This window comes from Bradyrhizobium sp. WBOS07, assembly GCF_024585165.1.
GTDB lineage: Bacteria > Pseudomonadota > Alphaproteobacteria > Rhizobiales > Xanthobacteraceae > Bradyrhizobium > Bradyrhizobium japonicum_B.
In genome coordinates this window covers 898,879-912,068 of sequence record NZ_CP029008.1, presented here as the reverse complement: position 1 = coordinate 912,068, position 13,190 = coordinate 898,879, and the positions used below count along the sequence as shown (strand labels likewise).

The window sequence follows — 13,190 nt, the reverse complement described above, 5'->3', positions numbered from 1 at the left end:
ACAACGCACCGGAACGTTCACAAGGACATTGAAATGAGCAAGCAGGCCGAATTTGCGGTCATTCTGAAGATGAACGCGATGTTCGCGGATCTCGGTGCAGACGAGCTCCAGCGGCTGTCCAACCTCTGCCACACCCAGCATCTGGGCAATGGCGAGGTGCTGTTCCAGAAGGGGGACCCCGGGGACGCGCTGTTCGGCGTGCGCCGTGGCCAGGTCCGGATCGAGACCGGCGCCGCCGACGGCAGCCGGCTGACGCTGAATTTCATGGGACCGGGCGACCTGTTCGGCGAGGTTGCGGTGCTGGACGGCCAGAATCGCACCGCGGATGCGACCGCGGGCGAGGTCAGCGAATTGTTCGTGCTGCGGCGCGAAGATTTTCTCAGCTTCCTCGAACGCGAGCCGAAGGTCGCGATCAAGATCATCGCGCTGCTGTGCCAGCGCATCCGCTGGCAGAGCGAGCGCATGGAGGAATCCATGCTGCAGCCGCTGCCGGTGCGGCTGGCGCGACGGCTCTGCGCGCTCGCCGCCGATTTCGGCTCCGAGGTGCACATCTCGCAGGAGCAGCTCGGCGTCTTCGTCGGCGCCGCCCGCGAAAGCGTCAACCGTCAGTTGCAGGCCTGGCGCAAGGAGGCGATTTTGGATCTCCAGCGCGGCCGCATTCTGCTCAGGAACATGACCAAGCTGACGGCGATCGCGCGCAACGAGTAGCAAAGTGGGCTAGGCCGCTTCCGGCACGTAGTGCAATGTCAGCAACTCGGCTCGCAGACACGGGGCGATGGCATAGGGTTGGCCATCGTCGTCACTGAATTCGACAAGCACCGTCTTGTCGTCGAGCTCTTCGACAATCGTGCCGACGTTTCCCCGCGCCAACCGGTGCTCGGGAAGGTTTTCCAGCAATGCGACGACGTCTAGGGCGCGCGGCGTCCCATCTTCGTTTGCTGCAGTCATCATAGCACCCAACAAGTGACAAATGTCGGTCGGTCGTCACCGGCTCGAATGATCCACGCCGTTCTTACCACGGCTTGCTTCGGATGTCGCCTAAGCAGAATATCCATACGCCAATGGCTACCCCAGCGGTCAGTGGCAATATGGGACGCAACGCCGGCAGGTGCAGCCCGAAGAAGGGCATCGCGAAGCCAGAGGGCATCTCCACGCTGAAGATCGAGCGCGTCCCGAAAAACTCTCGCTTTGTGTCGCCCGCGCGGATGCGATGGACTTAGGCAATAGTCTTCGATCTTCCGGATGTCGACTATAGCATGGGCGCCATTGGGCAAATGCATCGTCATGTAAGCCAGCTTGGCGGCTGCACCCGAACCCTACTCCGCCGCCGGATGCACGATGTTCCTCGGCGCTGGCCCAGCTTCCGCCGGCGTTGCCCCGTGATGGCCGTCCGTCTCGGCGTCGTCGCTATGCACGATCAGCCGCTTGGCGAAGCGCCAGATCAGCGCGCCGAAATCGTCCATCACCATGAACATCGCGGGCACGAACACCAGAGACAGGATGGTCGAGAAGATCAGGCCGCCGATCACCGCGAGCGCCATCGGCGAGCGGAACTCGCCGCCGGCACCGACCGCGAGCGCGCTCGGCATCATGCCTGCGGCCATCGCGATCGTGGTCATCACGATCGGCCGGGCGCGTTTCATGCCGGCGTCGATCATGGCCTCCTCGCGCGGCTTGCCGGCGTGAATGGCTTCGATCGCGAACTCCACCAGCATGATCGCGTTCTTGGTGACGATGCCCATCAGCATCAGGATGCCGATCCACACCGGCGTGGTGAGCTGCTTGCCGGTGAGGAGCAGCGCCGCGATGGCGCCGCCGATCGAGAGCGGCAGCGAGAACAGGATGGTGATCGGCTGCAGGAATGTGCCGAACAGCAGCACCAGCACGGCATAGACCATCATCAGGCCGGCCGTGATCGCGGTGGCGAAGCCCTCGGACAATTCGTTCAAGCTCTCGGCGTCGCCGGAGGGCGAGACCTTCACGCCCTTCGGCAGGGTCTTCATGACCGGCAGGTCGTAGATCTTCTTGGTGGCATCGCCGAGCGCGGCGGAGCCGACGAGGTCGGCGGCGACGGTGGCCTGGCGCTCGCGGTCGTAGCGGTTGATGCTGGTCGGACCCTGGTCGAGCTTGACGTCGGCGATGACCGAGAGCGGCACGCCGCCCTTCTCGCCGCGCTCGCCGAGCGGCACGCGCAACTGTTCGAGCGTCTTCAGATTGCCGCGCGCGGTGTCCTCGAGCTGCACCCGGATCGGTACCAGGCGATCGCCGACGTCGAATTTGGCGAGTGCGGGGCCGACGTCGCCGATGGTGGCCACACGGATGGTCTGCGACAGGCTTTCGGTGGACACGCCGAGCCGTGCGGCGAGATCGGCGCGCGGCTCGATGCGCAGCTCGGGACGCTCCAGCGAGGTCTCCGAGATCACATTGGCGATGGTGGGAATGCGTTTCATCTGCGTCGCGAGCTCGCTCGCGACGTTGTTGACGATGTTGGGGTCGACGCCGGTCACCACCAGCGAGATCGCGCGCAGGCCGTTCTCGTCCAGGAACCAGAAGCGGATGTCGGGAACGTTCTCCAGCTCCTGGCTGATCGAGAACTCGAGCTCACGCTGGGTGATGTCGCGGCTGCCCTTGGGCGTGTAGTTGATGATCAGGGCGGCGCGCCGCACTTCCTGCGTCCCCGGCGGAACACGCCCGCCGTCGACGAAGATGCTCTTGACCTCGGGCCGCTTGCGCAGGCGCGCGACGATGTCCTCGGTGACCTTCTCGGTGTAGGCGAGCTGGGTGCCCGGCGGCAGCTCGAGCGCCAGCAGCGAGCGGGCGCTGTCCTGCGCCGGCAGGAAGCCCTGCGGCAGCAGCGTGATGCTCCAGATCGAGGCGGCGAAGACGCCGAAGCCGATCAGCACCGTGATGAAATAGTGCTTCACCGACCACGCCACGATCCGGTGATAGGACCGCAGGATGCGCCCCGGCGGCGGCTCCTCGTGCTTGCCATGCTTGAGGAAGTAGGCTGCCAGCACCGGCGTGACGAAACGCGCGGCGAGCAGCGAGAAGAACACCTGCACCGAGACGGTGATGCCGAACTGCTTGAAGAACTGCCCGGCGATGCCCGACATGAAGCTTGCGGGTGCGAAGATCGCGATGATGGTCAGCGAGATCGCGATCACCGCGAGGCCGATCTCGTCGGCCGCCTCGAGCGCGGCACGATAGGGCGATTTGCCCATGTTCATGTGCCGGACGATGTTCTCGATCTCGACGATGGCGTCGTCGACCAGGATACCCGTCGACAGCGTGATGGCGAGGAAGCTGACGAGGTTGAGCGAGAAGCCGAGCAGGTCCATCGCCCAGAACGCCGGGAAGATCGACAGCGGCAACGAGATCGCGGCAATGATGGTGGCGCGCAGGTCGCGCAGGAACAGCAGCACGATGATGACGGCGAGGATGGCGCCCTCGAACAGGGTCGAGATCGCCGCGTGGTAATTGCCGTTGGTGTATTCGACCGAGGTGTCGATCACCTTGAGGTCGACGTCGGGATAGGCGGCCTTGAGCGCGTCGATGCGCTTCTGAACGGCCTCGGCCACCTTCACGTCGCTGGCGCCCTTGGAACGCTTGATGCCGAGCGCGACGATCGGCTCGCCGTTGAAGCGGGCGAAGGTGCGGCGATCGGCGATGGTGTCGGTGACGGTGCCGAGATCGTCGAGCCGGACCTCGCCGCCGCCGAACAGCGGAATCATGGTGCCGGCAAGGTCACCCAGCGTCTTGGCGCCCGCGAGCGTGCGGATCGCCTGGTCGTTCTTGCCGATCTCGGCGCGGCCGCCGGCAACGTCGACATTGGTGCCGCGCAGGCTCTGGCTGACATTGACGGCGGTCAGGCCCATGGCCTGCAGGCGGTCCGGGTCGAGCGAGACCAGGATCTCGCGCTCGACGCCGCCGATGCGTTCGACCTGGGCGACGCCGCGGACGCCCTGCAGCGCACGCTTGACCACGTCGTCGACGAAGTAGGAGAGCTGCTCCGGCGTCTTGCCGGGCGAGATCGCGGCATAGGTGACGATCGGCAGGCCGATGACGTCGACGCGCTGGATCAGCGGCTCGGTGACGTTCTGCGGCAGGTTGGAGCGCACCCGCGTCACGGCGTCCTTGACGTCGTTGAGGGCGCGGTCGGTGTTGGTCTCCAGCGCGAACTGAATCGTGGTGACCGACACGCCGTCGGTGATCGAGGAGGTGATGTGCCGCACGCCCTCGACGCCGGAGACGGCGTCTTCGACCGTCTTGGTGACCTGGGATTCGAGCTCGGCGGGTGCCGCGCCGAATTGCGAGACCACGACCGAGATCACGGGAATGTCGGCCGACGGCAGCCGCGTCACTGCGAGCTTGGTGAAGGAGACCCAGCCGAGGATCAGCAGGATGATCGAGAAGACGACCGACGGCAGCGGATTGCGGATCGACCATGCCGAGATATTGAGAGCCATCAGCGTACCCGCGTGCGATCGAGTTCATCGGCGAACATGGTCTTGATCTGGTCGCCGTCATGGAGCGAAGAGCCGGCATCGGCGACGACGATCTCGCCGACCTGGAGCCCTTCCAGGATTTCCGTGGCACTGTCGGACGACAGCCCGACCCGTACCTTGCGCGTCTCGATGGTGTTGCCACCCTTGACGACCTGAATGGTGAGATGGTCGATCGCTGTCTTGGGAATCGAGACGCCGCAGCTTCGCTTGGCGTCGATCGAGGCGCGCGCGAACACGCCGACCTTCAGGGAGGGATTGTTGGTGACGCTGATGCGGACGCGGCCGAGCTGCGTGGCGCGGTCGATCTCGGGCGCGACCAACCGGACCCGGCCGATCAGATCGGGCGCGTCGTCGCGGCTGATGCGCACGGTGGCACCGGAATTGAGCTTGGGCATGTGCACCGCCGGGACCTGAGCATCGAGCTCGATCTCGTTGTTGACGGCGATGCGGAACATCGGACCGGCCTGCGGCGAGGCCGGCGCGCCGACGATGGTGCGGACCTCGGTGACGAGGCCCGGCGCCGGCGCCTTCAGCGAAATCGGGCCTTGCGGGCCCGGCCGCTGCGGCTGGCCCGGGATCTGCGGCGGCGCAGTCAGGCGCGCCAGCTCCTGGTTGTCGGCGACGATTGCGCCCTCGGTGACCAGGAGGTCGGTGACCCTGGAGCCTTCCTGGTCGGCGATCACAACCGCCTCGCGGCGCGGCACGAAGAAGCCGGTGACACGCACCAGGTCGGAGAAGCAGGCATTGGTCGACTTCGTCACGATGACGAGCGCCTCGCTTTGCGTCTCCTTCGGCTCGGGGCGCTTGCGATGCTCGAACAGATAATAGCCGACGCCGAGTGCCGCGACGAACACCACGGTTCCGGCAGGCTTGAGGTATTCGGAGAGCTTCATCGCCGGATCATCCTGGCCTGGCACACGGCCGTCCGCGCGAGGCCCATCGAGAACGTTTCCCTGAAACGAAGCGGCGTCCCGCAAGGCTGCGGGACGCGCTCTGGAAGCGAGACTTTACACCACATCACGACCGGTCACTTCAAAGGATTGCGTCGTGCTTACTTCGATGCGGTGGTCTTGTTTTCCATATTGACGACCTGCACGCGGCGGTTGACCTCCGCCATCGGCTGGCTCGCATCCTTCAGCTTGCTCTTGCCGTAGCCGACGGTGACGAGATCGGTCGCGGAGATGCTGTACTTGTCGACGAGGTAGCGCTTGATCGCGTCCGCGCGACGCTCCGACAGGTCCTGATTGTAGGCTTCGCCGCCGGCGGCGTCGGTATGACCGGCAACCACGAAGGTGGAGCCTTTCAGGTCGGGACTGGTCAGCGCGCGACCGAGCGCCTGCACGGAAGGCATCGACTTGGCGCTGATATTGGCGGAGTTGTAGTCGAACGTGATTTCGAGATCGATGTTCGGCTTGTCCTTGGCGACCGACGCGATCTCCTCGCGCTCGGTCGACGACAGCGACCGCGTCGAGCGGCCGCGCACCGACTGGATCAGCTTGGTCTCCGCCGCGTTAGGCGCGGGATTGGCCGGCGGGGCGATCGAGAGGCCGCGGGTCAGAGGCTTCTTCGGCGCCGGTGCCAGCGCGCGGACGATGTCGTCCTCGGTGACGTTCTTGCTGTTGCCGTCATCGCCGGCGAATGCGGGCGCAGCCGGCAGCGACAGGGCGGCGCCAAGAGCGATGATGGACAGGATCGCGGTAAGTCCTTTTGCAGCCGATTTCATAGCCAGTCCCTCCTGTGCAGCCAGCTCGCGCTGTTCGAAATTCCTGCAATGAGCCCCCCGGGGGCGCCTGCGGCATCCGTTCGTTAGTCTTGCCTGGGCCCCCCAGGGTTCGAGGCGCCGCCGGCCTCGGCTCAAAAAAATACTAGCGCACTCCGTAGCTTGCAAATTCCTGAACGATGTTCGGATCCATCGCCTTGGCATTGGCGATATCGAGTGCCCCTTCCTGGGCGGAGCCGTTGCGCTGCTTGGCGAGGCCGCGTCCGTAGAGCGAGGAGGTCAGGCGCGGGTTGATCTTCAGGGCCGCATCGAAATCGGCGATGGCGTTCTTGACCGCGCCCGACTTGAGATTGACGAGCCCCCGGCTGTCCAGCGCATCGACGAAATTCGGCCGCAGCCGCAGCGCCTCGTTGCAATCCTTCAAGGCTCCCTGGAGGTCGCCGACCACGGTGCGGGTCCAGCAACGATTGTTCAGCGCCTCGACGTCCTTCGAGTTGATTCGAAGCGTATCGTCAAAATCCTTGATGGCGAGGTTGTAGGCGCCCTTGCTGGCGTAGACCTGGCCGCGTCGGTACAGCGCGTTCACGTCATCAGGATTGGCGGCAATCTTGGAGGTGAGACTCTTGATCGTGGGATCGTCGGCCAGGACCGCGGCACTCGGCCCGCTGCCCGCGCTCGGCGCGGGCGCCGGATCGATCGGCGTCACCGGCGGTGGCGGTGGCGGCGGGGGAAGGGCCGCCTCGACCTGCGGCTTCGGCGTGGGAGCCGGCGCGGGGGCGGGCGCAGGCGGAGAAGCAGGCGCGGGTGCTGCGGCAATGTTGTCGGCCGGCTTCGGCGGCGGAGGCGATGTCGGCGGCGCGGGCGGCGTCGGCGGCGGGTTGTTGACGGCGACCGGCGGCGGCGCGGGCGACGCGCCAGGTGTCGGACGCGATCCGCCGGCTCCCGGGCTGAACGAGAAATCTTCGGCCAATGAAGAGGATATCCACGGCACCTGCTCGCCGCGCGAAGCCCTTGTGACGCCCATCTTGGTGCGGTTCAGCGTCTCTTCGGCCATGAGGTCGGGGACGCGGATTTCCTTCAGGAGCTCCTGGACAAACAGGCTGTGATCGCCGCCGGCGTCGGAGACCACCGAGGCCAGCGCCGCCGAATACATCACCAGCGTGCCGTTCGGCGCGATGACCGGGGTCAGGCCGGCCGAGAAGCTGCGGAACCGGCGTTCGAACGGATTGCGCCGGGAGGCATCGATCAGTGCGATCTTGACGCCGGCGCCGCGGGTGTTGAGCTCGCCGAGGACGGTCTCGAGGCTGAAACCGTCGCGGCGCACGTCGGATTCTGTCCAGATCTGCGCATCGACCGGCAGCATGTAGCTCTGGCGCGCCGACTGGATGCCGAAGCCGCTGAAGAACACCAGCGCCACCGATCCCGGCTTGATCTTGCTGTAGAGCTTGTCGAAGGCGCGGCGCATGCCGTCGCCGGTCAGATTCTCGCCGATATCGACCGCAAAGCCGTCGCGCTTGAGCTCGTCGGCGACGTTGCGCGCGTCATTGATCGGTTCCCTCAGCGGAGCATCCGCGTCCGGATATTTGGCATTGCCGATGACCAGCGCAAAACGCTCACCGGCCGCAAGCGAGGGCGCAGTCGGGACGAGCGAGATGAGCAAGGACAGAAGAAAAAAGAAGCGAATTTTCATAATCAGCGCGGTCCAGCCAAAAAGGCGCCGTTCCCAGCTTGCGCCGCGGCGACCTTAACTTACGCTTCATTCATTATCAAACCGGGGGCGGGGGGCGTCAACCGCTTGGAGATTCGGCGTTATCGCGACGATTGACCGCAACGCCCGGCTGCGCCGCAAGGGGAATAAATAGGGTGTCATGGCTGTCCTCGTCGGGATCGGGCTCGATCCTATCGGCAGCATGGTAGGGCAAGCCCGCCGCCGAAAACGTGACGGGTCTCACATTGAAGGCCCGCCTCGGTCGCGCCGCGCGCGCGGTTTGACCTTTGCTGCGGACAATGGCTTGCTGCGCTGGATCGTCCCCTAAAACCCACTCAGAAAAGCAAGAACCATGGGAACCGCCTACGAGATCTACGCCCTGCGCTATGCGACGATGTCGCCGCGCACCCCCAGCATGAACTTCCTGGCGCCCGATCCGCATGACAGCGCGGCGCAGGATCTCGACTATTTCGTCTGGCTGGTCCGCGGCGGCGGCCGCGACATCCTGGTCGACACCGGCTTCAATGCCGAGGAGGCGAGCGCGCGCGCGCGCAAGCTGACGCTCAACCCGGTCGATGCGCTGGAGCGCTTCGGCGTCGCGGCATCAAGCATCCGCGACGTCATCGTGACGCATCTGCATTACGACCATGCCGGCAATCTCGACCGTTTCCCCAAGGCGCGCTTCCATCTGCAGGAGCGCGAGATGGCCTACGCGACCGGCCGCTGCATGTGCAACGGCCTGCTGCGCCATCCGTTCTCGGTCGAGCATGTCACGCAGATGGTGCGCCATGTCTATGGCGAGCGCGTCACGTTCCATTCGGGTGACGGCGAGGTCGCGCCTGGAATCACCGTGCATCGTGTCGGCGGCCATTCCGACGGCTTGCAGGTGGTCAAGGTCGAAACCGCGCGCGGCCCGGTGGTGCTGGCATCCGATGCCGCGCATTACTACGCCAATCTGCAGCGCAGAAGCCCGTTCCCGATCGTCTACAATGTCGGCGACATGGCGGTGGGCTGGGAGACGATCGAGCGCCTCGCCGGCCATCCTGATCGGTTCATTCCCGGTCACGATCCGATCGTGACGCAGATCTATCCGCGTGCCAGCGACAAGGTCGACGCCTTCGCGCTGCACCTGCCGCCGTCGCGGTCGTTTGCGAAATAGCGTGGCATCAGTGTCTCGCGCCCTCGCACGCGTCTCGAAGGATGAAGGCCGAGATGCAGCAGCCGGGCCTTCATGGTTCTCGCGGCGATGCGAAGCATCGACCGCGAGACGGCGCTTACGCACCCCCGCGATCGACTTGGGTTCATGCTCATAGATCCTGGATGCCGGCTTTCGAGGGGCGAACGGACACGCAGCCATACCCACGGGACGTCGCCTAGTGATCCGAAGTCGACCTGAGGCGCCCGGTGTTTAGTCGTGACTGCGCAACGAGTGCAAACAAAGTCACGAGAGTGGCGATTGGATAGCCGCAAGCACGCCATCGATGAAGGCTTGGCATTCAGCGTGTGTCTTAAAAGTCCCCTTGTACTTCCCAAATAGGAAGACGGTTCGACCCTGCCCCTTTCCGAAAAGGTACTGGCCGACGGGCCGGTCGCGCTCGTCTTTGAGCTCATGGCTGACAATGGTTTGCACGGTTTTGAGGTCCGTATCGGGTAGGTTGATCTTCAAGTCAGTCTCCAGCTTTTAAACTGTTTCAGCTTCTAAGCAGGCGAGATCAGTGACCGGGTGGGGCAGCAACCATGGATCAACGCGGCTAGTCGGGAAAGTCTGCGTTACGAAAGGCAGTCGAGGCGCGTGCAACACCGCGCACCTTCCCGGCGCTTAGAAGTTTCCCCGCGAGAGGATACAGATCGACCAATGCGCGGGGCCACTGCTCAAATTGCGGGCAGCTGTGGCTTGCGGGTGACATCCCTAGTGCGACTCATGGGCTATACTGCGTCATCATAATTGTTCGAATTCGATGCCTGTAAATTGGGGAAGACAATGAAGAAGCTCGTCATCGCAGCTGCCGCTCTCGTCCTCGGCACCGCCGGCGCGTCAGCCGCCGATCTCGCCGCCCGGCCCTACACGAAGGCGCCCGCGCCCGTCGCCGCCGTTTATAACTGGACCGGCTTCTACATCGGTGCGCAGGTCGGTTACGCCTGGGGAGACAACAGCACCCGTGAGTTCACCGACGCAACTGGCCTTCCCACCGGCTTCGTCCAGGGCTTCAATGCTGATGGCGTCGTTGGCGGTGGTCACATTGGCTACAATTGGCAGGCTAGCCAATTCGTATTCGGTCTCGAGGGCGACCTCGAAGCCGCCGACGTCAACGGTGGTTATCGCCTGGCAAACCTCAACGGCACCGATTTCCGGATCGATGCTCAGGCCTCTATCCGCGGTCGCCTCGGTGTAGCTTTCAACAATTCGCTGCTTTACGTGACCGGCGGTGTTGCCTGGGCAAATATGGACCACACCTACGTGCTCGCGAACACTCTGTTTGAGACCGTCTCCACCACCCGCACCGGCTGGACCGTCGGCGCCGGCTGGGAGTACGGTTTCACGCCCAACTGGTCGGCTCGTGTCGAGTATCGCTACACCGACTTCGGCAACTTCCGGAACAACTCGACCGTGGCGTTCCCCGCCTTCTCGTACGAGCATGATCCGGTGTTCCACACGGTGCGTGCGGGTGTCAGCTATCGCTTCGGCGGCCCGGTGGTCGCGAAGTACTGATCTGGCAAACCTAATCAACATCAGCAGCTCAAAGCCCCGGCCTCGTCCGGGGCTTTTTGTTGTCTGGTGGTGATAGCTCATCAGGAGGTCTCGCTTTTGCTTCGCGGCCTTCACACGCGCAGTCATCGGCGGGCCGGGAATGCCTCAATGCGCAGCGAAGCCAGTAGCGGAATCGGGACAGGCTGAAGCAGTGGCCACGTCAGCATTTGGCCCATCGCGGACGTGGGCGTGCTTCGTCGATGTCCGCTTTATGGGCACACGCGTTAATACGCCTGCTTGGCGTCGGCCTCTTCGCTGGTCTGGATCAGATCGAGGCTCTGCTCGATCTTGCTGAGCAGCATGGACAGCTGCTTGCGCTCCTGCGCCGAGAGACAGGCGAGGATTTCGTCTTCACGCCGCAGCAATTGCGGGAACAGCTGCTCGTAGAGGGCGCGGCCCTTCGCCGTCAGTCGCAGGCGGAATTCGCGGCGGTCGGCTTGGTTCTCGACGCGCTCGATCAGATCCTGGTGGAGCAGCGTGGTCACGGCGCGGCTGATGGTGGATTTGTGCGTGCGGGTGCATTGCGCGATGAACTGCGCGCTGCAGGCATCAACGCGGAACCCGAGCGTGGCGATCACGCGCCAGGCCGGGATATCGAGACCGTGGCGTTCCTGATATTCGACCGAGAGCGCGGCACTGACTTCGGCCGCGAGCCGGTTGAGCCGGAACGGCACGAACTTGAACAGGTCGAGCCGCGCCTCTCGCTGCACTGAGGCCTGATCGGCCTCGCGCGCCTTCAGTGCGGTGTCGCTGGATGTCCTCGCCAAGGGAGTGCTCCGAATTCCAGTTGACGGCCGGCCGGCTCCGGTCCAAAATAGTTGCACGTGAGACTATCTAGCAGATTGGTCCCCTTCTGACCAGAGCCGAGGTTCGTGTATGGCGCAGGCCAGGACATTTGAGGTCAAGGCGCATCCGGCGAAAGCCCAGTTCGGCTATCGCCGCCATCCCGATCAGGACCGCGCCAGCCAAAGCCCGGCCGAGCATCCGGTCGTGGTTGTCGGCGCCGGCCCGGTTGGGCTGTCGCTTGCGATCGATCTGGCCCAGCGCGGCCAGCGCGTCGTCCTGCTGGATGACGCCGACCGAATCGGCGAGGGCTCGCGCGCGATCTGCTTCTCGAAGCGGTCGCTGGAATATTGGGACCGGCTCGGCGTCGGCGACCGCATGGTCGCCAAGGGCGTGGTGTGGAGCGTCGGCCGCATCTTTCACGGGGAGTCCCAGCTCTACCAGTTCAACCTCCTGCCCGAAGACGGCCACAAGCGGCCGGCCTTCATCAACCTGCAGCAATATTACGCCGAGGCTTATCTGGTCGATCGCGTCAGCGAGCTTCCCGAGGTCGACCTGCGCTGGCGCAACAAGGTGACGGCGCTGGAGCAGCGCAACGACGGCGTGGCGCTGACGATCGAGACGCCGGAGGGCGCCTATCGCCTGCATGCGCTGTATGTGATCGCCTGCGACGGCGCGCGGTCCTCGCTGCGGCAGATGGTCGGCGCCGAGTTCGCGGGGCAGGTGTTCGAGGACCAGTTCCTGATCGCCGACGTCAAGATGACAGCGGAATTCCCGACCGAGCGCTGGTTCTGGTTCGATCCGCCGTTCCATGCCGGCCGCTCCGCGCTGCTGCACAAGCAGCCCGACGACGTCTGGCGCATCGATCTCCAGCTCAATCGCTACGCCGATCCCGTGGTCGAAAAGAAGCCCGAGAACGTGCGGCCGCGGATCACGCGCATGCTGGGCCACGACAAGTTCGAGTTCGAGTGGATCTCGCTCTACAAATTCCAGTGCCGGCGGATGGACCGCTTCATCCACGGCCGGGTGATCTTCGCCGGCGATTCCGCGCACCAGGTCTCGCCGTTCGGCGCGCGGGGCGCCAATTCCGGGCTCGAGGACGCGGAAAATCTCTCGTGGAAGCTCGACCGCGTGCTGCGCGGCACGTCGCCGGCGAGCCTGCTCGAAAGCTATCATGCCGAGCGCAGCATGGCGGCCGACGAGAACATCCGCCAATCGACCCGCTCCACCGACTTCATGGCGCCGAACTCGCATCAGGAAGCGCGGCTGCGCAAGGCCGTGCTGTCGCTCGCCAAGGAGACCGAGTTCGGCAAGCGCATGGTCAATGGCGGCCGGCTGTCGGTGCCGTGCAGCTACGACTCCCCGTTGTCGTCGCCGGATGCCGATGCCTGGCACGGCGGGCCGCCTCCCGGCTGCTCCATGCTCGATGCGCCGATCGCCGGGCAGGCCTACCTGACGGATGCATTCCGCAAGGGTGGAACGGACTTCACCCTGCTGTCGTTCAGCAATGGCGCCGCGATTGATCCGCCCGCCGGCGTCAAGGCGATCCGGATCGGCGGTCAGGGCGGGCTTGCCGATCCCTCCGGCCTCGTCGCCAAGCGCTATGATGCTGGGCCCGGCACGGCCTATCTGCTCAGGCCCGACGGCTACGTCACGGCGCGCTTCCGTCATCCCACACGCGAAGCCGTCGCTGCAGCGCTGTCGCGCGCTCAAGGTTTGAATTGA

General features: G+C 64.8%; 12 protein-coding genes. 4 read left to right on the top strand and 8 right to left on the bottom strand.

What is annotated here, in order from left to right; all coding sequences use genetic code 11:
- Positions 1-33: 33 nt before the first annotated feature.
- Complete coding sequence (locus DCM79_RS04325; protein ID WP_257178801.1) at positions 34-708, top strand: Crp/Fnr family transcriptional regulator; 675 nt, start codon at positions 34-36, stop codon at positions 706-708.
- Between the two features lie 9 nt (positions 709-717).
- On the opposite strand, the gene DCM79_RS04320 is transcribed toward DCM79_RS04325, so the two are convergent.
- From DCM79_RS04320 to DCM79_RS04300, 6 genes are all read right to left on the bottom strand, one after another.
- A complete protein-coding gene (locus tag DCM79_RS04320) occupies positions 718-951 on the bottom strand; it encodes a DUF4926 domain-containing protein (RefSeq protein WP_257178800.1) in 234 nt (77 codons plus the stop codon).
- Positions 948-1,280, bottom strand: coding sequence for a DUF6883 domain-containing protein (locus DCM79_RS31820; protein WP_373568121.1), 333 nt, complete (start codon positions 1,278-1,280; stop codon positions 948-950). The genes DCM79_RS04320 and DCM79_RS31820 overlap by 4 nt, the downstream gene beginning before the upstream one ends.
- A 36-nt stretch (positions 1,281-1,316) precedes the next feature.
- Positions 1,317-4,466 carry an efflux RND transporter permease subunit gene (locus tag DCM79_RS04315; protein ID WP_257178799.1) on the bottom strand — a complete coding sequence of 1,050 codons (3,150 nt, stop codon included), beginning with the start codon at positions 4,464-4,466 and terminating at the stop codon, positions 1,317-1,319.
- Positions 4,466-5,398, bottom strand: coding sequence for an efflux RND transporter periplasmic adaptor subunit (locus tag DCM79_RS04310; protein WP_257178797.1), 933 nt, complete (start codon positions 5,396-5,398; stop codon positions 4,466-4,468). Before DCM79_RS04310 ends, DCM79_RS04315 begins: the two co-directional genes overlap by 1 nt.
- 158 nt (positions 5,399-5,556) lie before the next feature.
- Positions 5,557-6,228, bottom strand: coding sequence for an OmpA family protein (locus DCM79_RS04305; protein WP_257178796.1), 672 nt, complete (start codon positions 6,226-6,228; stop codon positions 5,557-5,559).
- 142 nt (positions 6,229-6,370) lie between these two features.
- Complete coding sequence (locus DCM79_RS04300; protein ID WP_257178795.1) at positions 6,371-7,915, bottom strand: caspase family protein; 1,545 nt, start codon at positions 7,913-7,915, stop codon at positions 6,371-6,373.
- A 370-nt stretch (positions 7,916-8,285) separates the two neighbouring features.
- On the opposite strand from DCM79_RS04300, the gene DCM79_RS04295 reads away from it, so the two are divergent.
- Positions 8,286-9,092 (top strand): N-acyl homoserine lactonase family protein, encoded by an 807-nt coding sequence (locus tag DCM79_RS04295; RefSeq protein WP_257178794.1) that lies wholly within the window; start codon positions 8,286-8,288, stop codon positions 9,090-9,092.
- A 282-nt stretch (positions 9,093-9,374) separates the two neighbouring features.
- Here DCM79_RS04295 and DCM79_RS04290 read toward each other — a convergent pair whose 3' ends face one another.
- Positions 9,375-9,599, bottom strand: coding sequence for a hypothetical protein (locus DCM79_RS04290; protein ID WP_257178793.1), 225 nt, complete (start codon positions 9,597-9,599; stop codon positions 9,375-9,377).
- A 315-nt stretch (positions 9,600-9,914) separates the two neighbouring features.
- Here DCM79_RS04290 and DCM79_RS04285 point away from each other — a divergent pair, with 315 nt between their 5' ends.
- A complete protein-coding gene (locus DCM79_RS04285) occupies positions 9,915-10,643 on the top strand; it encodes an outer membrane protein (protein WP_257178792.1) in 729 nt (242 codons plus the stop codon).
- 263 nt (positions 10,644-10,906) lie between these two features.
- On the opposite strand, the gene DCM79_RS04280 is transcribed toward DCM79_RS04285, so the two are convergent.
- Positions 10,907-11,449 (bottom strand): MarR family winged helix-turn-helix transcriptional regulator, encoded by a 543-nt coding sequence (locus DCM79_RS04280; RefSeq protein ID WP_257178791.1) that lies wholly within the window; start codon positions 11,447-11,449, stop codon positions 10,907-10,909.
- 109 nt (positions 11,450-11,558) lie between these two features.
- Between DCM79_RS04280 and DCM79_RS04275 the strand changes: the two genes are divergently transcribed.
- Positions 11,559-13,190, top strand: coding sequence for an FAD-dependent oxidoreductase (locus tag DCM79_RS04275; RefSeq protein ID WP_257178790.1), 1,632 nt, complete (start codon positions 11,559-11,561; stop codon positions 13,188-13,190).

Coding starts and splice junctions, on each gene's coding strand:
- DCM79_RS04325 (WP_257178801.1), top strand. CDS start 34: ATGAGCAAGCAGGCCGAATTTGCGGTCATTCTGAAGATGAACGCGATG.
- DCM79_RS04320 (WP_257178800.1), bottom strand. CDS start 951: ATGATGACTGCAGCAAACGAAGATGGGACGCCGCGCGCCCTAGACGTC.
- DCM79_RS31820 (WP_373568121.1), bottom strand. CDS start 1,280: ATGCATTTGCCCAATGGCGCCCATGCTATAGTCGACATCCGGAAGATC.
- DCM79_RS04315 (WP_257178799.1), bottom strand. CDS start 4,466: ATGGCTCTCAATATCTCGGCATGGTCGATCCGCAATCCGCTGCCGTCG.
- DCM79_RS04310 (WP_257178797.1), bottom strand. CDS start 5,398: ATGAAGCTCTCCGAATACCTCAAGCCTGCCGGAACCGTGGTGTTCGTC.
- DCM79_RS04305 (WP_257178796.1), bottom strand. CDS start 6,228: ATGAAATCGGCTGCAAAAGGACTTACCGCGATCCTGTCCATCATCGCT.
- DCM79_RS04300 (WP_257178795.1), bottom strand. CDS start 7,915: ATGAAAATTCGCTTCTTTTTTCTTCTGTCCTTGCTCATCTCGCTCGTC.
- DCM79_RS04295 (WP_257178794.1), top strand. CDS start 8,286: ATGGGAACCGCCTACGAGATCTACGCCCTGCGCTATGCGACGATGTCG.
- DCM79_RS04285 (WP_257178792.1), top strand. CDS start 9,915: ATGAAGAAGCTCGTCATCGCAGCTGCCGCTCTCGTCCTCGGCACCGCC.
- DCM79_RS04275 (WP_257178790.1), top strand. CDS start 11,559: ATGGCGCAGGCCAGGACATTTGAGGTCAAGGCGCATCCGGCGAAAGCC.